Genomic DNA, 24,526 nt, shown 5'->3' with positions numbered 1-24,526 from the left:
TCATGATGTCCCTCAACAGAACGCAAATTGTTAACTGGCTCTATCGATGCGGTGAAATTTTCACCACTGAAAGTGATTTTCTGACCGGTCTTGACCGGGAAATTGGCGATGCCGACCACGGCCTGAATATGCACCGTGGCTTCAGTAAAGTGGTCGAAAAACTACCGTCCATTGCGGATAAAGACATCGGTTTTATTTTGAAAAACACCGGCATGGTGCTGCTCTCCAGCGTCGGGGGGGCCAGCGGTCCGCTGTTCGGCACCTTCTTCATCCGCGCCGCGCAGGTCACTCAGGCCCATCAAAGCCTGACGCTGGACGAGCTGTATCAGATGATACGCGATGGCGCAGAGGGTGTGATTAGCCGGGGTAAAGCCGAGCCTGGAGACAAAACCATGTGCGATGTCTGGGTGCCGGTAGTCGAGTCGCTGCGTCAGTCCTGCGAACAAAAATTAAGCGTGCAGGCGGCACTGGAGACGGCGAGCCAGCAAGCAGAAGCCGCCGCACAAAGCACCATCACCATGCAGGCACGCAAGGGCCGCGCCAGCTACCTTGGTGAGCGCAGTATTGGGCATCAGGATCCCGGCGCAACGTCCGTGATGTTTATGATGCAAATGCTGGCTCAGGCGGCCAGAGAGTAAGGATAAAGCGATGGTAAACCTGGTTATTGTGTCTCATAGCGCTCAGTTGGGCGCAGGCGTCGGCGAGTTAGCCCGACAAATGTTAATGGGCGAAGGTTGCAAACTGGCGATCGCCGCAGGTATTGACGATCCCGAGAACCCGATTGGCACCGACCCGATTAAGGTGATGGAAGCCATTGAGTCCGTCGCGGATACCGATCACGTGCTGGTAATGATGGATATTGGCAGCGCGCTATTAAGTGCGGAAACCGCACTGGAGCTGCTCGATCCGGCAATCGCTGCGAAGGTACGCTTGTGCGCAGCCCCGCTGGTTGAAGGGACGCTGGCCGCAACGGTCAGCGCAGCCGCAGGTGGCGACATCGACCGCGTCATTCGCGATGCCATGAACGCCCTCGACGCCAAATATGAGCAACTGGGTTTACCCTCGTCGTCCCCGACCATTACCACGCCGACAGCTCTTGCTGCCGATGCCGAGGCCCGCTCAATTGCCGTGGTGGTCAAAAACCCCAACGGCATCCACGTTCGCCCGGCGTCGCGGCTGGTCTCAACGCTGTCTGGCTTTCGCGCCGACATGCTGCTTGAGAAAAACGGTAAGTGCGTGGTCCCGGACAGCCTGAACCAAATCGCCCTGCTGCAGGTGCGCTGTAATGACACGCTGCGCTTAATTGCCAAAGGCGAGCAGGCCGACGACGCACTGGCGGCGTTCAAACAGCTGGCCGCAGAGAATTTTGGTGAATCTGTTGAGCTACCGCATGCTGGCGGCATCACAAACTCGGCACCCGCACAGGTGACGGGAGTGGCCTTTTGCTATACGCCGCTCGCAGCGGAAGTAGCCCCGCAGCCAGCCGCAGATTTACAGCACGAACAGCAGCGGTTACAGGCGGCTATCCACAATACGCTGGAAGATTTGAGCTGCTTAACGGCGCTTGCCGAAGAGAAATACTCCGCGGATATTGCCGCGATTTTCTCCGGTCACCACACCCTGCTGGACGATGCAGAGTTGTATGACATGGCCTGTGATTTAATGCGCGAAAAACAGTGTCGCGCTGAATATGCCTGGCACACGGTACTGAGCGATCTGAGTCAGCAGTATCTCCGGCTCGACGATCCTTATTTGCAGGCGCGGTATATCGATATTGACGATTTGCTGTACCGCTCGCTGCGGCATTTGACCGGGATCCCTGCGCAAATACCGACCTTTATTCGCCCGACCATTTTGGTAGCAGATGTCATTTACCCTTCCACCGTTTTGCAACTGGATCCGCTGACCATCAAAGGTATCTGTCTGCGGGCCGGAAGCGAAGCCTCCCATTCGGCGATTATTGCCCGCGAAATGGGCATCGGCTGGGTCTGTCAGCAAGGCGAGGCGCTTGATGACATCAAAATGGGTGACACCGTGACCCTCGACTGCGTGGCGCATCTGGTTGCTCACACGGCTTAAAGCCGCTGCACGCCCTTTTAGCGCAAAGGGCGTGCAACTTTCATCACCGATCAGGAAATGTCTGTTTGTTCGCAAAATGAGGTCTCGATAACGCGCAACGGTCGATCCTGAACTAAGGTTTTCTCATGGTAAATGCCGCAACTTCGGCATGCCGCTAAGGAGATTACCCGATGATAACGCCAGCAATTCGCCACCCTGGCCCACTTTCTGTTGTTATAAAATTGACGCTCGCAAGCACCCTTTTTGCCCTTGCCTCATTCGGCACCCACGCCGAGGAACAGCCAGCCGGTACGCCGCAACCCCCTGATATCCTGCTCGGTCCTTTGTTTAATGATGTACAAACAGCCAAACTGTTCCCGGATCAGAAAACCTTTGCCGATGCGGTGCCCAACAACGATCCGCTGATGATCCTTGCCGATTACCGGATGCAGAAAAACCAGTCCGGCTTCGATTTGCGCCATTTTGTCGACGTGAATTTTACGCTGCCCAAAGAGGGCGAGAAATACGTGCCACCCGCCGGGCAGTCGCTGCGCGAGCATATTGATGGGCTGTGGCCGGTGTTAACGCGCTCAACAACCGACACCGAAAAATGGGACTCGTTGCTGCCGCTGCCGAAACCGTATGTCGTGCCGGGCGGTCGTTTTCGTGAAATTTATTACTGGGACAGTTATTTCACCATGCTGGGGCTTGCCGAGAGCAACCACTGGGATAAGGTCTCCGATATGGTGGCGAACTTCGCTTACGAGATTGATGCCTGGGGACACATTCCTAACGGTAACCGCAGCTACTACCTGAGCCGCTCCCAGCCGCCATTCTTCGCCTTTATGGTTGAACTGCTGGCGCAGCACGACGGCGATGACGCGCTGAAAAAATACCTGCCGCAGATGCAGAAAGAATACAACTACTGGATGGAAGGCGTCGAAACGCTCCAGCCCAATCAGCAGAATAAGCGGGTGGTTAAACTGGGCGACGGCACCGTGTTAAACCGCTACTGGGATGACCGCGATACGCCAAGGCCGGAGTCCTGGGTTGAAGATATCGCCACCGCTAAAAGCAATCCGAACCGTCCAGCCACGGAAATTTACCGCGACCTGCGTTCAGCCGCCGCATCCGGCTGGGACTTCAGCTCGCGCTGGATGGACAATCCAAACCAGCTGAGCACCCTGCGCACGACCAGCATCGTCCCTGTCGATCTCAATGCACTGCTGTACAAGATGGAGAAAATGATTGCGCTTGCCAGCAAAGCCGCAGGCGATGAAGCTAAAGCCGCTCAGTACGAAGGATTCGCCAATGCGCGGCAAAAAGGGATCGAAAAGTATCTGTGGAACGACAAAGAAGGCTGGTATGCCGACTACGATTTGAAAAGTAAGAAAGTACGCAATCAGCTGACCGCCGCCGCCCTGTTCCCACTGTATGTCAATGCAGCGGCCAACGATCGCGCCAGCAAAGTGGCTGCGGCAACTCAGGCGCATCTGCTGCAACCCGGCGGTCTGGCCACGACGTCGGTGAAAAGCGGTCAACAGTGGGATGCTCCCAACGGCTGGGCCCCGCTACAGTGGGTTGCGGCGTCCGGGTTACAAAACTACGGCCAGGATAAGGTCGCCATGGACGTCACCTGGCGCTTCCTCACCAACGTCCAGCACACCTATGACCGGGAGAAAAAACTGGTCGAAAAATATGATGTCAGCACCACAGGGACCGGCGGCGGCGGTGGCGAGTACCCGTTACAGGACGGCTTTGGCTGGACCAACGGCGTAACGTTAAAAATGCTCGACCTGATTTGCGCCAAAGACAAACCCTGTGACAGCGTACCCTCAACGCGGCCAGCGCCAGCCAACAGTACGCCAGCGGAACCTGCAAAACAGGTGCAACCCACGCCTTAACGCCCTCGCTGGCTCGTTTGTTATTCCCCCAATCCGCGCCTCGTCGCGGATTTTTTGTCTTCTTCTGTCTTTTTCAGGTGTCTCTATTGCATCTAGCCCTTATGGGGTATCCCCTGTTTTCATCCGTGTGAAATTGATTCTGAACATGTTTTTATTCGCTGTATATGTAAATATATAGCGAATTTATCACCTTGTGGAATCAATGAAATGCCGCTGACAAGACGGATGTTTGCTCAACTTCTGGCCTCGGGGCTGCTGTTACGCCACCTTCCGGTCCTGGCGCAAACGCCGATCACCGTGGATGTCGGTTCTCTGCCTCGACCTGATGATATTCAGCGCGTGGTGAGCGCGGGAGCACCCGCTGATGTGCTGCTGCTGGCCGTCGCGCCAGAGAAATTGGTCGGGTTTTCGTCCTTCGATTTTTCCCGCCAGTCCGCCCTCCCTTTTTCCGATGACATCCGGACATTACCCAAACTGGGAAGACTGGCGGGGCGCGCCAGCACCCTGTCGCTCGAATCCTTACTGGCGCTCAAACCCGATCTGGTGGTTGACTGCGGGAACGCTGACGAAACCTGGCTTTCTCAGGCGCGGCAGGTGAGCGCGCAAACACAAATTCCCTGGCTATTGATTAACGGTGAACTTCGGCAAACGCCAGCGCAGTTGACTGCCGCGGGTAACGCACTGGGAACCGCAACGCGAACCCGCGCGCAGGCCGAGCTTGCCCGGCAATTCATTGATGAAGCTGATACGTTCTCACATTCTGCCGCCGCCAACCTGCGTTTCTATGCCGCTCGTGGAGCCCGGGGGCTGGAAACCGGTTTGCAAGGTTCTTTGCATACCGAAGCGGCAGAGTTACTGGGGTTGAACAACGTGGCGCAGATCCCCGGTCGACATGGACTGGCGCAGGTGTCGATGGAAAACCTGCTGAGCTGGCAGCCTGACATTATTCTGGTTCAGGACGCGGTGACGGCGCAGTACCTGCGAGAAGATCCAGTGTGGCAAGGGGTTAAAGCCGTAGCCGACCAGCGCATTCTGTTTCTCAGCGGCCTGCCGTTTGGCTGGCTGGATGCGCCTCCCGGTATCAACCGTTTGCTGGGGTTACGCCGCCTGCACGCCTGGCTCGATCCGCACGTTGAGGCACGCTTTAAAACCGATATGCAGAGCTATGCTGAGTTGTTCTGGCATACCACGCTGAGCGATTCACAATTTCAAACGTTGGTGGCGGCCTGATGAGAACCACCACCCTCAGTATTCTGCTAACGGCAGCTATCGTGGCGTGCGTAATGGTCGCCGCGGTTTCCGGTGCTTATCGCCTGGATGCACATCACGTCATGGCGCTTATTACAGGTCAGGATAGCGTGTTGGCGCAGGATAAAATTGTCTTCTGGCAAATTCGTTTGCCGCGCATTCTGGCAGCACTACTGCTGGGCGCAGCGCTGGCGGGGGCCGGAACAACCTATCAGGGCATGTTCCGTAACCCGCTGGTCTCGCCGGACATTCTCGGCGTGGCGGCCGGTGCTGGTTTAGGTGCCTGCTTAGCCATCCTGCTGGGTTTACCTGTCCTGTTTATTCAGCTGTATGCGTTTGTCGGTGGCCTGCTGGTGGTCGCGGGCGTGTGGCTGATCACCCGACGGGTAAAGCGTCATGATCCGGTATTAACGCTGGTACTGGTTGGCATTGCGCTGGGCACGGTGTGCGGTGCAGGAATTTCGCTAACCAAGACGCTGGCCGATCCATATACCCAGCTACCGTCAATTACCTTCTGGCTGCTTGGCGGTTTATCCACCATTACGGCACACGACCTCTGGTTCTCTGCCCCCCTGATTGCTGCCGGTTCGATCCCGCTGTTGCTGCTGCGCTGGCGCATGAATTTGCTCACGCTCTCGGATGATGAAGCCCGCTCGCTGGGAATCAACGTGTCCCGACTGCGGCTGTCACTGATTGTCTGCGCCACGCTGATTACCGCCTGTACCGTCGCCATTGCCGGGATTATCGGCTGGATCGGGCTGGTGGTACCGCATATTGGCCGACTACTGAGCGGCAATAATCATCAGCAACTGCTGCCGGTTTCAATGGGCATCGGGGCCATTTTGCTGCTGCTGACCGACACCCTCGCGCGCACGTTGAGCAGCACGGAAATTCCACTGGGGATCCTGACCGCGTTTGTTGGCGCGCCGTTCTTCCTGTTACTACTGCTGCGGGGAAGCCGTTCATGACGCTGCTGACCGTGCAACATGCCTTCCTGGGATACCACGCCCGACATCCCGTACTACGCCACGTTTCGTTCAGCGTGGAAGAAGGGTCCATTTGCTGCCTGCTCGGCGCAAACGGCAGCGGGAAAACCACGCTGATGCGCACTCTTCTTGGCGTTCTCCCACTCTTGCAAGGCGACATTTTGCTCGATGGCGTTGCGATAAATCAGCTCAGCGATCGTGAGCGCGCCCGCGCCATCGCCTGGGTACCACAGGCACATGACGGGGCGTTTGCTTTCACCGTTCTCGATATGGTGATGATGGGACTTGCCCCGCAAATGGCGGCATTTGCACTCCCCGGGGCCAGGGAGAAGGAAACAGCCCTACAGCCACTGGCAATGCTGGAAATTAGCCATCTGGCGCATCGACGCTGGAACACCCTCAGCGGTGGAGAGCGCCAACTGGTGTTGATTGCCCGCGCGCTGGCCCAACGTCCACGTCTGCTGCTGCTCGATGAACCCGCATCCAGCCTTGATTTTGGTCATCAGATCCGCCTGCTCGACACGCTGATTACGCTAAAAAATTCCGGCATGGCGCTGCTGATGTCGACCCACCATCCGCTGCATGCCCGGGCAATAGCCGACAGCGTAGTGCGCGTGGAGCCAGACGGCGTAGTGTCGCAAGGTCTTCCTGAACAACAGCTCGCCGCCGACCGACTGGCCACGCTGTATCGCGTTACACCGTCACAAATCGCCCACCACCTCTTTGGCTCACACAATTAAGGAGTAACAATGCTCATTGACGACATTGATTTTGCCGATCTTTACCGTAAACAGCTGCTTTTGGCGCACCGCACCGAGAAAAAGCCAGAACACTGGGACAAGCGTGCGGAGAAAATGGCCGAGAATTGCGCCACACTAACCGACAGCTATCTGCTCCAACTGCTGGGAAAGATTGATCTGAAAGGCGCAGAATCACTGTTTGACATGGGTTGCGGCCCCGGTACGGTGTCACTGGCGCTGGCCAAACAAATGCCGATAATTTACGGCGTGGATTACAGCCAGGGAATGCTGAGCGTTGCCGCTCGTCGCGCCGGTCAGATGAACGCCCACCACGTACAATGGGTACAGCGCGCCTGGGAAGAGCACTGGGACGACTTACCCCGGTGCGATATTGCCGTCGCCTCGCGTTCCACGCTGGTCGCCGACATGCGCCAGGCCATGACCAAACTGAATAATCAGGCCCGGCTGCGGGTGTACACCACCCATCTTGTCAGTTCCTCGTTTGTCTCCCCCACCATTCAGCGCGCACTGGGCCGTGAGGTGATTGAACTTCCCAACTATATCTATGCGCTGAATGTCCTGTATCAGATGGGCATCCACGCTCACGTTGATTTTATCCGCGGGCCAAACTGTCAGCAGGACAACAGCACCTGGACACGTTTTCTGGAGAACGTACGCTGGAGCATGGGCGAACTTAGTACAGACGAAACTGAACGGCTGGAGCACTGGTATCAGCAGCAGGATCCCCGCACTATTGCGCCCGCCAGCCGCGACTGGGCGCTGATCTGGTGGGACAGCGTGCCACGGGAGTCGCTGCAATGATCTACTTTTCGCAGGCGCAAACTGACGCGCTGCTACAGGAAGATATTCAGGGCGGCGATCTGACTACCCGGGCGCTGGGGATTGGCGCGAAGCCAGGCGTTATGGATTTCTGTCATCGCCAGGGTGGATGCGTGAGCGGTATCGCTGTCGCCAGACAAATGCTGAGCTCATTAGGTTTGACCGTCACTGAGCAGCTGGCCGATGGCGAACACGCGACCGCCGGGCAGTTGCTCATTCGCGCCTACGGCAACGCGGCGGCACTGCATCAGGGCTGGAAAGCGGTGCAAAATGTGCTGGAGTGGAGCTGCGGTGTCTCCCACTATCTCGACGAGATGCTGAACATTCTGCGTCAACGCTATCCCGATGGGCAGATAGCCTGCACCCGCAAAGCTATCCCCGGCACGCGTATGCTGGCGACTCAGGCAATACTCGCCGCCGGGGGCATTATTCATCGCGGAGGATGCGCCGAAACGGTATTGCTGTTTGCTAATCACCGCCGTTTTCTTACCAACCCAAACGACTGGACAGGCGCGATGGCACGCTTACGCAGCCATGCGCCAGAAAAAAAGATCGTGGTCGAAGCGGATACACCTGATGAGGCATTGGCCGCGCTACGCGCCGCCCCCGACGTCCTGCAACTCGACAAATTTACCCCCGAGCAGGCGGCAGACATTGCCCGTCAAGTCTCTTCTCTGGCCCCCCATTGCACGCTGGCGCTGACTGGCGGCATTACTCTCGCCTCCCTGGCGAGTTATCTCGACTGTGGCATCAGACTCTTTATCACCTCCGCGCCTTACTACGCCCCACCCGCGGATATCAAAGTGAGCCTGAGCCCGGACGCACGTGGCATATAACATTTATAAATGGACTAAAAATAATGAACTTCACCAAGAGTTGTCTTTACACAGCGCTGTCGCTTGCTTTCGCGCAGAACGCTTTTGCTGGGCAGGAAAGCGAAACCATGACCGTCTGGTCAAGCCCGGCCTCCGCCGCGACCACCACAGTGTTGGGTCAGGAAACAATACAAAAACTGGATAAACAAAACGTGGCCCAGGCACTGAGCGTGGTCCCCGGTGTAGTGCTGCAAAAATCCGGCAACCGTAATGAGCAACAGGTTAAAGTGCGCGGGTTTGACAGCCGCCAGGTGCCCGTCTTTTTCGACGGCGTTCCGGTCTATATCCCCTACGACGGCAATCTCGATTTAGGCCGTTTTCTCACCTCTGATATCGCCTCAGTTGAAGTCTCCAAAGGCTATTCATCGTTGTTGCAGGGCCCAAACCAGATGGGGGGGGCTATCAACATTACGACGAAGAAACCCACCAAACCGATTGAAGGCAGCATTGGCTATAGCCAGGGCTGGAGTCGCAGCAAGGACAATGCCCATGATATGCATGCTTCCTTTGGCGCCAGCAACGATCTGGGATATATCCAGCTCAGCGGTAGCCAGCTAAAGCAGGATTTCCTCGGATTACCGCACGGTGTGGATAATCCAGTGGCCGGCAGTCACGGCAAGATGACCAACTCCTCCGCCGATGACAAACGGGGGATCGTCAAGCTGGGATTCACCCCGCGCGGCGATGACGAATATGTGCTGACCTATATTAACCAGGACGGCGAAAAGGATAACCCGCCGTACGCCGGAACCAGCAGCCAGAAGTCGCGCTACTGGCAATGGCCCCAATACGATAAAGAGAGTTATTACTATCAGGGTACTACGCATCTGGGCGACCGCTTTACCCTCAAAAGTCGGCTGTATCGCGACACTTTTGAAAATACGCTGATGATGTACAACTCGCTTGCCGATCTGAAAAATAAGAAAGGCAGCTACAGCCACTATTCTGACTACAGCGACGGCGCAGGCTTACAACTGGCTGCTGATATGCGCGAAAACGATTTACTCTCTTTCGCAGTGAACTGGAAAGACGATGTTCACCGTGAGAAAGGTGCGCCAAATGCAGCTTACGATCGTTATGAAGACCGTACCTGGTCCGTTGCCAGTGAATACCAGTGGGCCGCCGCGGACAATGTTGATGTGGTGGCGGGAATAAGCTACGACTGGCGCGACAGTCTGGAGGGCATGAAGCACGAGAAAAACGGCAGCGTCACCCACTATGACGACAACAATCAGTCAGCCTTTAACTGGCAGGTGATGAGCAAATATCACTTTGAAAATACCGACACGCTGGCGTTGTCCTACTCTGACAGAACGCGTTTCCCGACGCTGAAAGAACGTTACACCACCTCAAAACCCGCCTATAACCAGGTGGCGCTGGTTAACCCGCAGCTAAAACCGGAACGCGCCCGCAGCGTCGATCTCACCTGGAACGGATCACTCAGCAAAGATTGGGGATTTGAAGCCAGCGTGTATTACAACCGCATTACTGACGCGATTCTGTCGCACAATATTGACGCCGACACGATCCAGAACCAAAACAGCGGTCGGGTGGACTACACAGGACTGGATGCAGGAGTCAAAGGTAAAGTCTTTGATATGCTGGACGTGGGGCTGAGCTATGGGCTTATCCATGCAGACGTAAAACGTAGCGATATTGGCAAAACGACCGACCTGCCAACGCAAACCCTCACCGCCTGGATGACGCTGAAACCGTGGGATCCGCTCAGCATTACGCTGTCTGAAGAGGCCCGTTCGTCAAGCTACAGCAATACCGACGGTTCGCAAAAAGCAGCCGGGTTTGCTATTACCCATCTCCGTGCGGACTACACCATCGGCTACGGGTTTAGTGTGAACGCTTCGGTCAACAACTTGTTCGACACGCAGTATGTATACAGCGAAGGATTTATCGAAGAAGGCCGTAATTTCTGGGCAGGGGTTGAGTATAAATTTTAACGATGAGTGAGAGCGAAACGGCCCCCGCAGGGGCCGTTCAATTAATCTCGCCGCACCAGTCGGAAAATCCCCAGCACCAGAATTGCGCCGACCACGGCCACCAGGAAGCTGTGCAGATTAAACCCACTGATATCACCGCCAATACCAAACATGGTTGCCAGCCATCCGCCGACCACGGCCCCGATAATACCGAGAATACAGGTCAGAATAAATCCACCACCATCACGCCCCGGCATAATCAGTTTGGCGATAACGCCCGCAATCAGACCAAAAATAATCCAGGTAATAATTCCCATTTTCAGGCCCTCTTTCCAATGAACGCGCGCGCAAGCCATTCCTGCGCCAACACCTTAAGTATAGGCAAGCCGTTGCACGGTGTTTTCCTTCAGCTTGAATTCAGCAGACATAATAAAAAATTTCATCCATTTGTATTAAGTTCTGTCGATTGATGCCGATAATCCAGCGATAAACCAGGCATCCAGGAGTCATTAGGTGTGAGCAACTACCATGAGCAGTTCCTGAAGCAAAATCCATTAGCGGTGTTAGGCGTTCTCCGGGACTTAAATTCACAGCAGACCCCACTGCGTATCTCCTGGTCAGGTGGGCAGTTCATCAGCAAAATTCTCGCGGTGAGCCCGGACGAATTGATCATGGATTTTGGCAGTCAGGAATATGAAAATCAGGCCGTTCAGCGGGCCAGCCAGATCTCGATCGTCGCCGAAACACAGGGGGCCAAGGTCGAATTCACCCTGCCACAGCTCACGAAGGGTGAATATCAACGGCTACCGGCATTTATCTCGTCGCTGCCGCCTGCGCTGTGGTTTGTCCAGCGCCGGGAATATTTCCGCATTGGCGCTCCGCTGCATCCGCCCTATCACTGCACGGCAAAAATGCCGGATAACAGCATTCTGCGGTTTCGTTTATTCGATTTATCTCTCGGCGGAATGGGCGCGTTGTTAGAGGAGGCAAAACCAGAAGGGCTGGTAGAAGGCATGCGCTTCTCTCAGGTAGAAATCGACATGGAGCAATGGGGGATGTACCACGTTGACGCCCAGCTTATTTCCATCAGCGAACGCGTTGTTATCGACGGGAAAAATGAAACCATCACCACTCCCCGCCTGAGCTTCCGTTTTCTCAACGTCGGCCCGGCGGTGGAGCGGAACTTACAGCGGATTATTTTTTCACTCGAGCGGGAAGCCCGGGAAAAATCTAATAAAGTGCGCGAGTAGCATCACGCGAACTACATGGCATCCAGCGCTTGCTGAAGTTTCCAGATATAGCGCGGAGCCTGCGGCGCCGGATGATTATCAGCGACATGTTCAATAAACTCATCCGGGCTGAGATCGTTGATTTTACTGATGGCTTTTTTCCTGTCAGAGGAGAATGTCCGCAGCAGCGCCCCCGCACCGTTGGCATACGACACCACCAGCGCATATTGCATTACCTGTTGATCTTCGATGCCAGCCAGCGGTCCGGTTTCAAGAATATTCAGGTACGCCGCACCCATCGAGATATTGCGCTCAGGGTTTTTTAACTCACTGGTCGACGGCTCGCCGCTCCAGCCCATCCGACGGTACACATCACGCCCTGAGGTGGAGGCTTTGAGTTGCATCAGACCGATAGCGTTAGATTTACTGACCGCATTAGGATTTCCGCCCGATTCAATGGCGATGATGGCCGTAATCAATTGTGGGCTTACCCCCCAGGCCGCGCCGGCTTTCTCACTGATCGGCATCCATTGCATTGCACGTTTAACCGGAACTTCAGCATTCCATGGCGGATTTTTGTAATCCTGTTTTGAACTACAGCCCGCAAGTAATACAACCAAAAAAGCAAACCATCTCAATTTCACGTCATCTATCCTTATAGCCGGAACCTGTCGCTGAGGTGACAACGACATACCTACGCGGCATGATATACATTTGGTTTTAGTTGTAGCAAGGAAATGCCATGTCCCGGTTTCACTTAATTGCCCCCTCGGGCTACTGTATCAACCAGCAAGCGGCATTACGCGGGCTTTCGCGTCTTACTGAGGCTGGTCATCAGGTTGCCAATTCGGCGGTTATTGCGCGTCGCTACCAGCGTTTTGCCGGTACTGACGCCGAACGACTGGCGGATGTAAATTCACTGGTTGAGTTGAAAACGCCCGAAACCATTGTGATGCCGGTGCGCGGCGGCTATGGCGCGAGCCGTTTACTGGATGATATTGACTGGCAGGCTCTGGCCGACCGCCAACAAAAAGACCCGCTGCTTATCTGCGGACACAGTGACTTTACGGCGATCCAGTGCGGGCTGCTGGCTCAAGGCAACGTCATCACCTTCAGCGGCCCGATGCTGGCAGCCAACTTCGGTGCTGAAGAGATGAACGCCTTTACCGAGCATCATTTCTGGCAGGCGTTGCATAATGCGCAATTTACGATTGACTGGCAGGGTAATGGCCCGGACTGTGCCACCGAAGGGACACTGTGGGGCGGAAATCTGGCGATGCTCATTTCGCTGATGGGCACGCCGTGGATGCCGGCCATCGATAACGGTATCCTGGTGCTGGAAGACATTAACGAGCATCCGTTTCGCATTGAGCGCATGCTGTTACAGTTGTACCACGCGGGGATTTTAGCCCGTCAGAACGCCATTATCCTCGGCAGCTTTAGCGGCAGCGCGCCGAACGATTATGACGCAGGGTATAATCTGGATGAAGTCTGTAGGTTTTTGCGTTCCAGACTGTCAGTTCCGTTGATTAGCGGCCTCGATTTTGGTCATGAGCAGCGCACCGTCACGCTCCCGCTGGGAGCGAAAGCGGTGCTGAAAAACGCTAAAAACAGCAGTCAGCTCACTTTGACCGGGCATCCGGTACTGAAATCGTAAAAAAAGCCGCTAACAGGGCTAAGTAAAACGCTGTTTCTGTCGTTATTATGTTAGGGTTTATTAATACGAAACAGCGTAATTCAGGAGTAACCGAACGTTGGATGCCGCAGCAATTATCAGCCTTTTTATTTTGGGTTCCGTTCTCGTCACCTGCAGTATCTTACTCAGTTCATTTTCATCACGTCTTGGTATCCCTATTCTGGTGATATTTCTCGCTATCGGTATGTTAGCGGGCGTGGACGGCATTGGCGGCATTCCTTTTGATAACTACCCTTTCGCCTACATGGTAAGTAACCTGGCGCTGGCGATAATTCTGCTCGATGGCGGAATGCGCACCCAGGCCAGCTCCTTTCGCGTGGCGCTGGGTCCGGCATTATCGCTGGCGACCGTTGGCGTGCTTATCACCTCCGGTTTAACCGGCATGATGGCCGCCTGGCTGTTTCATCTGGATCTCATTGAAGGACTGCTGATTGGCGCGATTGTCGGCTCAACCGACGCCGCCGCGGTTTTTTCCTTGCTCGGCGGTAAGGGGCTTAACGAACGTGTCGGTTCGACGCTGGAAATAGAATCGGGCAGTAATGACCCGATGGCGGTGTTTCTGACCATCACGCTTATCGAAATGATCCAAAACCATGAGACCGGTTTAAGCTGGATGTTCGCCGTGCATATAATCCAACAGTTTGGTCTGGGTATTGCGCTCGGCCTCGGCGGCGGCTATCTGCTTTTGCAAATGATTAACCGGATATCGCTGCCAGCCGGATTGTATCCACTGCTGGCCTTAAGCGGCGGGATCCTCGTCTTTGCCGTCACCACCGCGCTGGAAGGCAGCGGTATTCTGGCGGTCTATCTGTGCGGCTTCCTGTTGGGTAATCGCCCGATTCGTAACCGGTTTGGCATTCTGCAAAACTTTGACGGTCTGGCCTGGCTGGCGCAAATTGCCATGTTCCTGGTGCTGGGCCTGTTGGTGACGCCGTCCGACCTGCTGCCAATTGCAATTCCGGCGCTGATTTTGTCCGCCTGGATGATTTTCTTTGCCCGTCCGCTGTCGGTGTTCACCGGGCTGTTGCCGTTTCGGGGTTTCAACCTGCGCGAGCGTATTTTCATCAGTTGGGTAGGCCTGCGCGGCGCGGTGCCGATCATCCTCGCCGTCTTTCCCATGATGGCCGGGCTTGAGAATGCGCGTCTGTTCTTTAACGTCGCGTTCTTCGTGGTATTAATTTCGTTGCTGTTTCAGGGGACATCGCTCTCCTGGGCGGCCAAAAAAGCCAAAGTGGTGGTTCCGCCGGTCGGCCGGCCCGTCTCCCGTATTGGGCTGGATATTCATCCGGATAATCCCTGGGAGCAGTTTGTTTATCAGCTGAGTGCGGATAAATGGTGTGTGGGGGCCGCACTGCGCGATCTGCATATGCCAGAGGAGACGCGAATTGCCGCACTGTTTCGTGACAACGTGCTGTTTCATCCATCGGGCAGCACCCGCCTGCGTGAAGGCGACGTGCTGTGCGTTATTGGCCGCGAACGCGATCTCCCCGCGTTAGGTAAGCTGTTCAGCCAGTCGCCGCCGGTGTCGTTAGACCAGCGATTCTTTGGTGACTTTATTCTTGAAGCCAGCGCCAAATACGCCGACGTGGCGCTGATTTATGGCCTCGACGATGGCACTGAGTATCGTGATAAGCAGCAAACGCTGGGTGAAATCGTCCAGCAACTGTTAGGCGCCGCGCCGGTCGTCGGTGACCAGGTGGAATTTGCCGGGATGATCTGGACGGTCGCCGAGAAAGAAGATAATTCGGTGCTGAAAGTGGGTGTACGTGTCGCAGAAGACGAAGATGAATAACTGAGACAGGTTGCCGGGTAGCGCATTCCACCCGGCAACCTGAAAAGTTACACCGTCACAACCGGCACGCGCAGCGCCAGCGAGCACATTAACTCGTACCCCACCGTACCGGCCGCGGTAGCCACGTCGTCGATTTTAATCTCTTTACCCCACAGCTCCACCGGCGTCCCAATGCCTGCCTGCGGACACGGCGTCAGATCCACTGCCAGCATATCCATTGACACCGTGCCGACCGTCCCGGTACGGACACCGTCCACCAGCACCGGTGTACCGCCTGGCGCATGGCGCGGATAACCGTCTGCATATCCGGTCGCCACTATCCCGATGCGTTGTTCGCCGCGGGCGGTGTAACGTCCACCGTAACCGACTCGATCGCCAGCTTTGAGTGTTTGCACACCGATAATTTCACTGCTCAGGGTCATCACTGGTTTTAGGCCGGTGTTGGCAATGTCTCGCCAGTGTCCCGACGGAGAGGCACCGTACAGAATAATACCCGGACGAACCCAGTCAAAATGCGCCTCCGGATGCCATAGCGTGGCAGCCGAATTCGACAGCGAGCGTTTGCACTCCAGACCTTCCGTCGCCTGCATAATACGCGCCATCGCTTCCTGAATGCCATCCGGGTGTTCGGCATCTGCAAAGTGCGACATCAGCGTCATTTCGCCCACGTTAGGCATCGCTCGCAGCTGTTGCCAGATGGTCTCTACCCGCTCAGGCAAAAATCCCAGACGGTTCATGCCGCTGTTAACCTTCAGGTAAACATCCAGCGGGGCGTTCAGTCGGGCGTTTTGTAACGCTTTAAGCTGCCAGTTGCTGTGTACACAGGTGGTCAGTCGATATTGGTCATACACCGTCAGGTCTTCGGCGTGGAAAAAACCTTCCAGCATTAAGATCGGGCCTTTCCAGCCCCGGTCGCGCAACGTTATCGCTTCTTCCAGATTGAGCATGGCGAAACCATCGGTGGTCCCCAGCGCATTCCAGACGCGCTCAATGCCATGTCCATAGGCATTGGCTTTCACCACCGACCAGACGCGGGCGTCCGGTGCGGCCTGCCGCGCAATGCTTAAGTTTTGTTTCAACGCCTGCAGGTCAATGCTGGCCAGTATCGGGCGGGTCATCTCGCGTCCTTATCAGCTATGTGCGCCGTGTAAATGTCGTGGACGTGACGGCGTAAACCCCGGGCTGTAACGTGCCACGCTCAGGTCGTCGTACGGGATTGCGGGGGTCCGGCCAGAAAGGATATCGCTCAGCAGTTGTCCCGAACCGCAGGCCATGGTCCAGCCCAGCGTACCGTGGCCGGTATTGAGCAGCAGATTCTTAAAGCGAGTACGCCCTACCACCGGCGTGCCATCCGGCGTCATCGGACGTAGCCCGGTCCAGAAGGTTGCCTGCTCCACATGACCACCGCGCGGGAAGAGATCGCGCACGACCATTTCCAGCGTTTCACGACGCGGCTGTAATAATTCGGTATTGAATCCCACAATCTCCGCCATACCACCCACGCGGATACGGTTATCAAAGCGGGTAATGGCGATTTTGTAGGTTTCATCAAGGATAGTCGATACCGGCGCCCCATCCTCATCGGCGACCGGAATGGTCAGCGAATACCCTTTAAGCGGATAAACCGGAATATCCACCATCCCTTTCAGCATTGCCGTGGAGTAAGAACCAAACGCCATCACATAGGCATCGGCTTTAATAATTTCCTCGCCGCACTGCACGCCATAAATCTGCTCGCCGTCGCTGAGTAGCTTATCGACCGGCGTGTTGAAGCGGAATTTAACCCCCGCCAACTCCGCCATTTTCGCCAGGCGTTGCGTAAACAGCTGGCAGTCCCCGGTTTCGTCATTCGGTAAACGCAGACCGCCGGTCAGCTTGTGCGCCACTTCGGCCAGCGCCGGTTCTACTTCCGCAAGGCGATTCGCTTCCAGTAGTTGATAAGGTACACCCGCATCTTCCAGAACGGCGATGTCGCGCGTGGCGTTCTCATACTGCTGCGCGGTACGGAACAGCTGCAGCGTCCCGCCCTGACGACCTTCGTATTCAATGCCGGTGGTGGCACGCAGCGTCTTCAGGCAATCACGGCTGTATTCCGCCAGACGCACCATGCGGCCTTTGTTTTCCATGTAATGGCTGGTATCGCAGTTGCGCAGCATTTGCCACATCCATTTCAACTGGAACTGGGTCCCGTCAAGGCGAACGGCCAGCGGAGCATGGCGCTGGAACATCCATTTAATCGCTTTCAGCGGTACGCCGGGTGCCGCCCAGGGTGCTGCATAACCTGGAGAGATTTGCCCCGCATTTGCCGCACTGGTTTCCAGTGCCGGGCCGGGCTCACGATCAATGACGGTGACATCGTGTCCAGCCTGGCTTAAATACCAGGCGCTGGTCACGCCAACGACACCACTTCCCAGTATGACAACTCGCATAGCCACTCCGTTAACAGTAAAAGAACAATCATCTAATTACATCTTGATAACTCAGTTGAAAATATTATTCAACATATGGCTTTTTTATGGTGATGTATCTCACACATGGCGCTAATGACAGGGAAGTCTCTGCTTTGGCATCTCCTGCTGCGCGTCATTTTTATCCAGCATAAAATTTTGTGGACATCGCGTTTTTCGGCGCTGCATTGACGTGATATCGCAAAGAAAAATTTTCTGCTGCAGCACGCTTTTTAACACCGTGTTCTATGCTTGAAATGAGGTACTCCAGACAGAGAGTACCGCCAACAATGAGGGTGCGCGAATGGCTACGATTGATTCCATGAACAAGGACACCACACGGTTGAGCGATGGACCCGACTGGACGTTTGATCTGCTGGATGTCTATCTGGCGGAAATAGACCGCGTGGCAAAACTCTACCGACTGGAGACCTACCCGCACCAAATCGAGGTCATCACCTCCGAACAGATGATGGACGCCTACTCCAGCGTCGGGATGCCGATTAACTATACCCACTGGTCGTTCGGTAAGAAATTTATTGAAACCGAGCGCCTGTATAAGCACGGTCAGCAAGGGCTGGCCTATGAGATTGTCATCAACTCTAACCCCTGCATCGCGTATCTGATGGAGGAGAACACCATCACCATGCAGGCGCTGGTGATGGCGCACGCCTGCTACGGGCATAACTCCTTCTTCCGGAACAACTACCTTTTCCGTAGCTGGACGGATGCCAGCTCCATTGTTGATTATTTGATTTTTGCACGGAACTACATTACCCAGTGCGAGGAGCGTTACGGCGTCGATGAAGTCGAAAAACTGCTCGACTCCTGCCATGCACTGATGAACTACGGCGTCGACCGCTATAAACGCCCACAAAAAATTTCACTACAGGAAGAGAAAGCGCGGCAAAAAAGCCGTGAGGAATATCTGCAAAGCCAGGTGAATATGCTGTGGCGCACCTTGCCGAAAAAAGAGGAAGAGAAAACCGTGTTCGAAGCGCGGCGTTATCCCTCTGAACCACAGGAAAACCTGCTGTACTTTATGGAAAAAAATGCCCCGCTGCTGGAGTCCTGGCAGCGTGAAGTCCTGCGCATTGTGCGCAAAGTGAGCCAGTATTTTTATCCGCAGAAACAGACCCAGGTAATGAACGAAGGCTGGGCGACGTTCTGGCATTACACCATCCTTAACCACCTTTATGATGAAGGCAAAGTCACCGAACGGTTTATGCTGGAATTTTTACACAGCCATACCAATGTGGTATTCCAGCCGCCGTACAACAGCCCGTGGTATAGCGGAATCAACCCCTATGCGCTTGGATTCGCCATGTTCCAGGACATCAAGCGTATTTGTCAGTCCCCGACCGAGGAAGATAAATACTGGTTCCCGGATATTGCGGGTTCTGACTGGCTGGAAACGCTGCACTTCGCCATGCGTGATTTTAAAGACGAGAGCTTTATCAGCCAGTTCCTGTCACCGAAAGTAATGCGTGATTTCCGCCTGTTCACCGTGCTGGACGATGACAGACACAATTACCTGGAAATTTCAGCGATTCATAACGAAGAGGGATATCGTGAAATTCGCAACCGGCTGTCGTCACAGTATAACCTGAGCAACCTGGAGCCAAACATTCAGGTGTGGAATGTCGATCTGCGTGGCGATCGCTCCCTTACTCTGCGCTATATCCCGCATAATCGCGCCCCGCTGGATAAGGGCCGCAAAGAGGTGCTGAAGCACGTTCATCGGTTATGGGGTTTTGACGTGACGCTGGAACAACAGAATGAGGATGGCAGCGTTGAACTGCTGGAGCGTTGCCCGCCGAGAATGAATGGCCTGTAAAAACAAAACCCCTCAAATGAGGGGTTTCTTATTTAGCGGCTTAGCGGCCCTGAATGGCTAAATCGCCGGGCAGATTTTTCTGCATACGATGCCAAATCTCGCCGCTGTCGTGACCGTAACTGCGTACCGTTTCATACACCTGATCATGGGAACCCTGCTCGCAGAGTTCTGACAGCTTACGGTAGAAGCTCAGCGCCAGGCCACGGGCTTCCGGATTGGCGAAATAATGACGACCAATGCGGGTATATAATCCCTTCATGCCGTTGAGGATCAGGCCGTAAATCGGGTTACCGGACGCGAATGCCAGGCCACGGAAAATGTTGTAGTCCAGGTCAGCAAAGGCGTCAGCGTGATCGGCCACCTGGTTTGCCGTCGCCAGCACTTCCTGCGCTTTATCCGGATGTTGACGGAATGCAGTACGAATAAAGATCGTCGAGATGTTGGTTCGTACCGACAGCAAATTATCGATGAGCTGCGGAACGCTTTCGTGATCGAGGCGCGCCAGCGTTTCAAGGATATTCAACCCGGACGTTTCCCAGAAATTATTCACTTTCGTCGGTTTGCCGTGCTGAATGGTCAACCAGCCGTCTCGTGCCAGGCGCTGCAACACTTCGCGTAGCGTGGTTCGTGTTACTCCGATAAGTTCGGAGAGTTCACGTTCAGCGGGCAAAATCGTGCCAGGTGGGAAGCGGTTATTCCAGATACTTTCAATGATGTACTCTTCCGCGAACCCCGCCGGGCTTTGCGCCTTAATGACCATAGTAATAATTCCATTACACAGCAAAACATAGTTACAGTTATCATACCAGACGGGTTTCATAGCTGATAGCGGACACCACGAAGAAAAAGTGGATCAAGTCTTCATTTTGCAGATAACGCTGAATCGCAGCCAGCCGTGCCAGTCGCGTGAATAGCTTGCCTGTACTCCCTCCTCCCGCTAAGCTTTGCGGTCAAACATAAAAACATGATTTCATTTTTAAAGGTAAGGGAAACTGCCATGGAGCTATCCTGGGGTCGCGCGCTGTGGCGCAATTTTTTAGGCCAGTCGCCGGACTGGTACAAACTGGCATTATTAGTCTTCTTAATCGTTAACCCAGTTATCTTCTTCATCAACCCGTTTGTTGCTGGTTGGCTGCTGGTGGCGGAGTTTATCTTTACGCTGGCAATGGCGCTGAAGTGTTATCCCCTGCTGCCGGGCGGGCTGCTGGCGATTGAAGCTGTGGTCATCGGCATGACCAGCGCCACGCACGTGCGCGAAGAGATCGCCGCCAATCTTGAGGTGTTATTGCTGCTGATGTTTATGGTTGCGGGCATCTACTTTATGAAGCAGCTGCTGCTGTTTATTTTTACCCGACTGCTGCTGAGCATTCGCTCTAAAATGCTGCTGTCGTTGTCCTTCTGCGTAGCCGCCGCCTTCCTGTCCGCGTTCCTCGATGCGTTGACCGTGGTCGCCGTAGTGATAAGCGTAGCGGTCGGTTTTTACGGCATTTACCACCGGATCGCCTCTTCACGTGCGGAAGATAATAATATGCTCGATGACAGCCATATCGATCAGCACAACAAAGCCGTGCTCGAACAGTTCCGCGGTTTTCTGCGCAGTCTGATGATGCACGCAGGCGTCGGAACGGCGTTAGGCGGCGTGATGACCATGGTGGGCGAACCGCAAAACCTGATTATCGCCAAAGCGGCAGGCTGGCATTTCGGTGATTTCTTCCTGCGTATGTCGCCGGTCACCGTCCCGGTGCTTATCTGCGGACTGTTAACCTGCATGCTGGTCGAGAAATTACGTTGGTTTGGTTATGGCGAAACGTTGCCTGAAAAGGTGCGTGACGTTTTGCAGCAATTTGACGATCAGAGCCGCCAGCAGCGTACCCGCCAGGACAAAATCAAACTGATTGTGCAGGCGATTATTGGCGTCTGGCTGGTGATCGCCCTGGCCCTGCATCTGGCCGAAGTTGGGCTCATTGGGCTGTCGGTTATCATCCTGGCCACCTCATTAACCGGGGTAACGGACGAACATGCTATCGGTAAAGCGTTCACCGAGTCGCTGCCGTTCACCGCGCTGCTGACCGTGTTTTTCTCGATTGTCGCCGTGATTATCGACCAACAGCTATTCGCACCGATTATTCAGTTTGTACTACAGGCCTCAGAACATGCGCAGCTCACGCTGTTCTATCTCTTCAACGGCCTGCTGTCTTCTATTTCCGATAACGTCTTTGTTGGGACGATTTATATCAACGAAGCCAAAGCGGCGCTGGAACATGGAACAATCAGCCTCAATCAGTATGAACTGTTGGCGGTAGCCATTAATACCGGAACCAACCTGCCTTCCGTCGCCACGCCAAATGGTCAGGCGGCTTTCCTGTTCCTGCTGACTTCCGCACTGGCGCCGTTGATTCGCCTTTCTTACGGCCGTATGGTGTGGATGGCGCTGCCTTACACTCTCGTGCTGACTCTGGTCGGTCTTCTGTGCGTGGAATTCACCCTCGTTCCGGTGACCGAGTGGATGACCCAAATAGGCTGGTTAGCTACACTTTCATAACAATTTACCGGGCAAATCACGGCCCGGTTTGACTTTTTGCATGATAATTATCCGATTACACAATATTTCAATGGCTGCTAGTGGCGCATAAATTGAATTGGTTTAAACTGCGCTCTCTACGCATGTTGCAGGGAAATTATTATGTTGCGATTTTTAAACCAGTGCTCCCGAGGTCGCGGAGCATGGTTATTGTTGGCGCTAACCGCCCTGGCGCTGGAACTGGTTGCGCTGTGGTTCCAGCACGTTATGCTGCTTAAACCTTGCGTGTTGTGTATTTACGAACGTAGTGCGTTATTCGGCGTGATGGCTGCAGGACTGGTGGGTGCTATTGCGCCAAAAACACCGCTGCGCTTTGTAGCGATAGCTATCTGGATTTACAGCGCCTGGCGTGGTCTGCAATTAGCCTACGAGCACACCATGATCCAGCTTCACCCGTCACCGTTCATGACCTGTGATTTTGCTGCACGCTTCCCGAGCTGGTTACCGCTGGACAAGTGGCTGCCTCAGGTTTTCCTGGCATCCGGTGACTGCGCCGAACGTCAGTGGTCTTTTTTAACCCTCGAAATGCCACAGTGGCTGTTGGGGATCTTCGCCGCCTACCTGGTAGTGGCCGTGCTGGTGGTGATTGCCCAACCGTTTAAACCGAAAAGACGTGACCTCTTCGGTCGCTAACAGAGACGCTCCTTCGGGAGCGTTTTTTTTACCTTAAATTCATTGCCTGTCGGCGCCTATAAGATGTATATTAAATACATCTTATAGATGCCGCACCAAGGAGATGTCCCATGTCCCATTTACGCATCCCGGCAAACTGGAAAGTTAAACGCTCTACTCCCTTCTTTACGAAAGACACCGTCCCTGCAGCGCTGCTTTCGCACCATAACACCGCTGCGGGCGTCTTTGGACAGCTCTGCGTGATGGAAGGTACGGTAACGTATTACGGCTTTGCGGATGAAGACGCGAAAGAACCTGAAGTGAAAGTGGTGATTAATGCCGGTCAGTTTGCGACCAGCCCACCGCAGTACTGGCATCGCGTTGAATTAAGCGACGACGCACAATTCAACATTAATTTCTGGGTTGAAGATGACAACCACGGAGATGAGATGTATCAGGCGAAAAAGTCTTAATCCTTAACGCCTGTTAGCCAATGGGCGGCTCAGTCCGCCCATGAAGGTTTGTTTAATATGTGATCCTGCCAGTCGTGCACTTCTGATTCTTTCACCGCAATATGACGAACTGAAATACGCTCACCGTGCATCGCCGCTTTAGAGCCGGTCAGCAGCGGGTGCCAGTCTGGCAAACCTTTCCCTTCTGCCAGCAGACGATACGCGCAGGTCATCGGCAGCCACTCAAAAGTGGGCAGATTATCACGCGTCAGCTTGATGCAGTCAGGCTCGTATTCGAAGCGGCGTTCGTAGTTACGGCACTGGCAGGTTTTAATATTGAGCTGCTTACAGGCGACGTTGGTGAAATAGATTTCATCGGTGTCTTCGTCCATCAGCTTATGCAGGCAGCATTGACCACATCCGTCGCATAATGACTCCCACTCGGCATCGGTCATTTCATCCAGGGTTTTGCTTTGCCAGAAAGGTATGTCGCTCATCAGGGTATCCGCTATTGCAATAAAGCTGCACCTTATAACCAGTCTGGCACGCTGATGCAAGTTTTGCCGCCCGAAAAGGCGGCAAGAAGAGATTACAGCACTCTCGTCGTGAGCGTTTGACCGTGAAAACCGATCGCCAGCTCATCACCGCTGCGTAACGGCCCTACGCCTTCTGGCGTTCCTGTCAGTACCACATCCCCCGCTTTGAGGGTGAAGAAACGACTCATGTAGGCAATCAGCGGCACAATGTGATGGATCATGTCCGCCGTTGAACCGTGCTGACGTGTTTCACCGTTTACCGTCAGACTCAGCGCTGTATTTTGCGGATCGCCGTTAAACTCAGACACCGGAATAAACCCCGAAAGCGGACAGGAGTTATCAAATCCCTTCGCTTTCTCCCACGGCTGCCCCGCTTTCTTCATTTTGCCCTGAATATCACGCAAGGTCAGATCCAGCGCCACGCCATAACCGGCAATGGCTTTACGCACATGCTCTTCCGTCGCCTGGCGCAGGGTTGCGCCAATTAGCACCGCCAGCTCAACTTCATGGTGCACCGACCCCATATCCGCCGGGATAACCAGCGGTTGGCGCAGGTCGCACAGCGCCGTTTCCGGTTTGATAAACAGCACCGGTTCATCCGGGGTTGCGCTACCCATCTCCTTAATATGGTTTGCGTAATTGCTGCCCACGCAAACCACTTTACTCACTGGGTAATCCAGCAGAGCACCATGCCAGTTGTGATGTTGATACATGACTTTCCCCTAACGTCGTCTTAGATTTCAGGAACTGCATCGACGG

General features: G+C 54.6%; 23 protein-coding genes and 1 pseudogene. 16 read left to right on the top strand and 8 right to left on the bottom strand.

Going from position 1 to position 24,526, the window contains the following annotated elements; translation table 11 throughout:
• The first annotated feature begins 5 nt into the window (after window positions 1–5).
• The 9 genes from dhaL to JQ822_RS05130 all read left to right on the top strand — a co-directional run bounded on the left by dhaL (window position 6) and on the right by JQ822_RS05130 (window position 10,606).
• A complete protein-coding gene (gene dhaL / locus JQ822_RS05170; RefSeq protein WP_213132971.1) occupies window positions 6–638 on the top strand; it encodes a dihydroxyacetone kinase subunit DhaL in 633 nt (210 codons plus the stop codon).
• 10 nt (window positions 639–648) lie between these two features.
• Entirely contained in the window at window positions 649–2,079 is a 1,431-nt protein-coding gene (dhaM, locus tag JQ822_RS05165; protein WP_213132548.1) for a dihydroxyacetone kinase phosphoryl donor subunit DhaM, read from the top strand.
• Window positions 2,080–2,249: 170 nt separating this feature from the next.
• Window positions 2,250–3,962, top strand: a complete 1,713-nt coding sequence (locus JQ822_RS05160; RefSeq protein WP_213132547.1) for an alpha,alpha-trehalase — start codon at window positions 2,250–2,252, stop codon at window positions 3,960–3,962.
• 207 nt (window positions 3,963–4,169) lie between these two features.
• Window positions 4,170–5,192 carry an ABC transporter substrate-binding protein gene (locus tag JQ822_RS05155; RefSeq protein ID WP_213132546.1) on the top strand — a complete coding sequence of 341 codons (1,023 nt, stop codon included), beginning with the start codon at window positions 4,170–4,172 and terminating at the stop codon, window positions 5,190–5,192.
• Window positions 5,192–6,178, top strand: a complete 987-nt coding sequence (locus JQ822_RS05150; protein ID WP_213132545.1) for a FecCD family ABC transporter permease — start codon at window positions 5,192–5,194, stop codon at window positions 6,176–6,178. Before JQ822_RS05155 ends, JQ822_RS05150 begins: the two co-directional genes overlap by 1 nt.
• Window positions 6,175–6,936: an ABC transporter ATP-binding protein gene (locus JQ822_RS05145; RefSeq protein ID WP_213132544.1), complete on the top strand. Its 762-nt coding sequence runs from the start codon at window positions 6,175–6,177 to the stop codon at window positions 6,934–6,936. The genes JQ822_RS05150 and JQ822_RS05145 overlap by 4 nt, the downstream gene beginning before the upstream one ends.
• Before the next feature lie 9 nt (window positions 6,937–6,945).
• Window positions 6,946–7,758, top strand: a complete 813-nt coding sequence (locus JQ822_RS05140) for a class I SAM-dependent methyltransferase (protein ID WP_213132543.1) — start codon at window positions 6,946–6,948, stop codon at window positions 7,756–7,758.
• Entirely contained in the window at window positions 7,755–8,612 is an 858-nt protein-coding gene (gene modD, locus JQ822_RS05135) for a ModD protein (RefSeq protein ID WP_213132542.1), read from the top strand. The genes JQ822_RS05140 and modD overlap by 4 nt, the downstream gene beginning before the upstream one ends.
• A 23-nt stretch (window positions 8,613–8,635) precedes the next feature.
• Window positions 8,636–10,606, top strand: a complete 1,971-nt coding sequence (locus JQ822_RS05130; protein WP_213132541.1) for a TonB-dependent receptor plug domain-containing protein — start codon at window positions 8,636–8,638, stop codon at window positions 10,604–10,606.
• A gap of 41 nt (window positions 10,607–10,647) precedes the next feature.
• Here the strand turns inward: JQ822_RS05130 and JQ822_RS05125 are convergent, their stop codons facing one another.
• Entirely contained in the window at window positions 10,648–10,902 is a 255-nt protein-coding gene (locus tag JQ822_RS05125) for a GlsB/YeaQ/YmgE family stress response membrane protein (protein WP_213132540.1), read from the bottom strand.
• 198 nt (window positions 10,903–11,100) lie between these two features.
• Between JQ822_RS05125 and ycgR the strand changes: the two genes are divergently transcribed.
• Complete coding sequence (gene ycgR, locus JQ822_RS05120; protein WP_213132539.1) at window positions 11,101–11,835, top strand: flagellar brake protein YcgR; 735 nt, start codon at window positions 11,101–11,103, stop codon at window positions 11,833–11,835.
• Between the two features lie 11 nt (window positions 11,836–11,846).
• Here ycgR and emtA read toward each other — a convergent pair whose 3' ends face one another.
• A complete protein-coding gene (gene emtA / locus JQ822_RS05115) occupies window positions 11,847–12,458 on the bottom strand; it encodes a membrane-bound lytic murein transglycosylase EmtA (protein ID WP_213132538.1) in 612 nt (203 codons plus the stop codon).
• A gap of 98 nt (window positions 12,459–12,556) precedes the next feature.
• Between emtA and ldcA the strand changes: the two genes are divergently transcribed.
• Window positions 12,557–13,471 (top strand): muramoyltetrapeptide carboxypeptidase, encoded by a 915-nt coding sequence (gene ldcA / locus JQ822_RS05110; protein ID WP_213132537.1) that lies wholly within the window; start codon window positions 12,557–12,559, stop codon window positions 13,469–13,471.
• Window positions 13,472–13,568: 97 nt separating this feature from the next.
• Entirely contained in the window at window positions 13,569–15,302 is a 1,734-nt protein-coding gene (locus JQ822_RS05105) for a potassium/proton antiporter (protein WP_213132536.1), read from the top strand.
• On the opposite strand, the pseudogene JQ822_RS24595 reads toward JQ822_RS05105, so the two are convergent.
• The 3 genes and pseudogenes from JQ822_RS24595 to JQ822_RS05095 form a co-directional block, all read right to left on the bottom strand.
• Window positions 15,246–15,389, bottom strand: a pseudogene (locus JQ822_RS24595) (hypothetical protein); the annotation flags it as partial. The gene JQ822_RS05105 and the pseudogene JQ822_RS24595 overlap by 57 nt on opposite strands.
• Window positions 15,350–16,420 carry a catabolic alanine racemase DadX gene (gene dadX / locus JQ822_RS05100; protein ID WP_213132535.1) on the bottom strand — a complete coding sequence of 357 codons (1,071 nt, stop codon included), beginning with the start codon at window positions 16,418–16,420 and terminating at the stop codon, window positions 15,350–15,352. The pseudogene JQ822_RS24595 and the gene dadX, both read right to left, overlap by 40 nt.
• Before the next feature lie 12 nt (window positions 16,421–16,432).
• Window positions 16,433–17,731, bottom strand: a complete 1,299-nt coding sequence (locus JQ822_RS05095) for a D-amino acid dehydrogenase (protein ID WP_213132534.1) — start codon at window positions 17,729–17,731, stop codon at window positions 16,433–16,435.
• Between the two features lie 322 nt (window positions 17,732–18,053).
• On the opposite strand from JQ822_RS05095, the gene JQ822_RS05090 reads away from it, so the two are divergent.
• Complete coding sequence (locus JQ822_RS05090) at window positions 18,054–19,586, top strand: SpoVR family protein (protein WP_213132533.1); 1,533 nt, start codon at window positions 18,054–18,056, stop codon at window positions 19,584–19,586.
• Between the two features lie 40 nt (window positions 19,587–19,626).
• Here the strand turns inward: JQ822_RS05090 and fadR are convergent, their stop codons facing one another.
• Window positions 19,627–20,346, bottom strand: coding sequence for a fatty acid metabolism transcriptional regulator FadR (gene fadR / locus JQ822_RS05085; protein ID WP_213132532.1), 720 nt, complete (start codon window positions 20,344–20,346; stop codon window positions 19,627–19,629).
• A gap of 237 nt (window positions 20,347–20,583) precedes the next feature.
• On the opposite strand from fadR, the gene nhaB reads away from it, so the two are divergent.
• The 3 genes from nhaB (at window position 20,584) to JQ822_RS05070 (ending at window position 23,252) form a co-directional block, all read left to right on the top strand.
• A complete protein-coding gene (nhaB, locus tag JQ822_RS05080) occupies window positions 20,584–22,128 on the top strand; it encodes a Na(+)/H(+) antiporter NhaB (RefSeq protein WP_213132531.1) in 1,545 nt (514 codons plus the stop codon).
• A 141-nt stretch (window positions 22,129–22,269) separates the two neighbouring features.
• Window positions 22,270–22,800, top strand: a complete 531-nt coding sequence (gene dsbB / locus JQ822_RS05075; protein ID WP_213132530.1) for a disulfide bond formation protein DsbB — start codon at window positions 22,270–22,272, stop codon at window positions 22,798–22,800.
• Between the two features lie 110 nt (window positions 22,801–22,910).
• Window positions 22,911–23,252 (top strand): DUF1971 domain-containing protein, encoded by a 342-nt coding sequence (locus tag JQ822_RS05070; RefSeq protein ID WP_213132529.1) that lies wholly within the window; start codon window positions 22,911–22,913, stop codon window positions 23,250–23,252.
• A gap of 29 nt (window positions 23,253–23,281) precedes the next feature.
• On the opposite strand, the gene JQ822_RS05065 is transcribed toward JQ822_RS05070, so the two are convergent.
• Together JQ822_RS05065 and JQ822_RS05060 are read right to left on the bottom strand one after the other, a co-directional pair.
• Window positions 23,282–23,728, bottom strand: a complete 447-nt coding sequence (locus tag JQ822_RS05065) for a YcgN family cysteine cluster protein (protein ID WP_196209307.1) — start codon at window positions 23,726–23,728, stop codon at window positions 23,282–23,284.
• A 92-nt stretch (window positions 23,729–23,820) separates the two neighbouring features.
• Window positions 23,821–24,480 carry a fumarylacetoacetate hydrolase family protein gene (locus JQ822_RS05060; protein WP_213132528.1) on the bottom strand — a complete coding sequence of 220 codons (660 nt, stop codon included), beginning with the start codon at window positions 24,478–24,480 and terminating at the stop codon, window positions 23,821–23,823.
• Window positions 24,481–24,526 lie beyond the last annotated feature (46 nt).

The organism is Citrobacter sp. FP75, assembly GCF_018342065.1.
Lineage (GTDB): Bacteria > Pseudomonadota > Gammaproteobacteria > Enterobacterales > Enterobacteriaceae > Citrobacter.
Note: the sequence above shows the minus strand (reverse complement) of the source record. Positions and strands in the feature narration are given on the sequence as shown.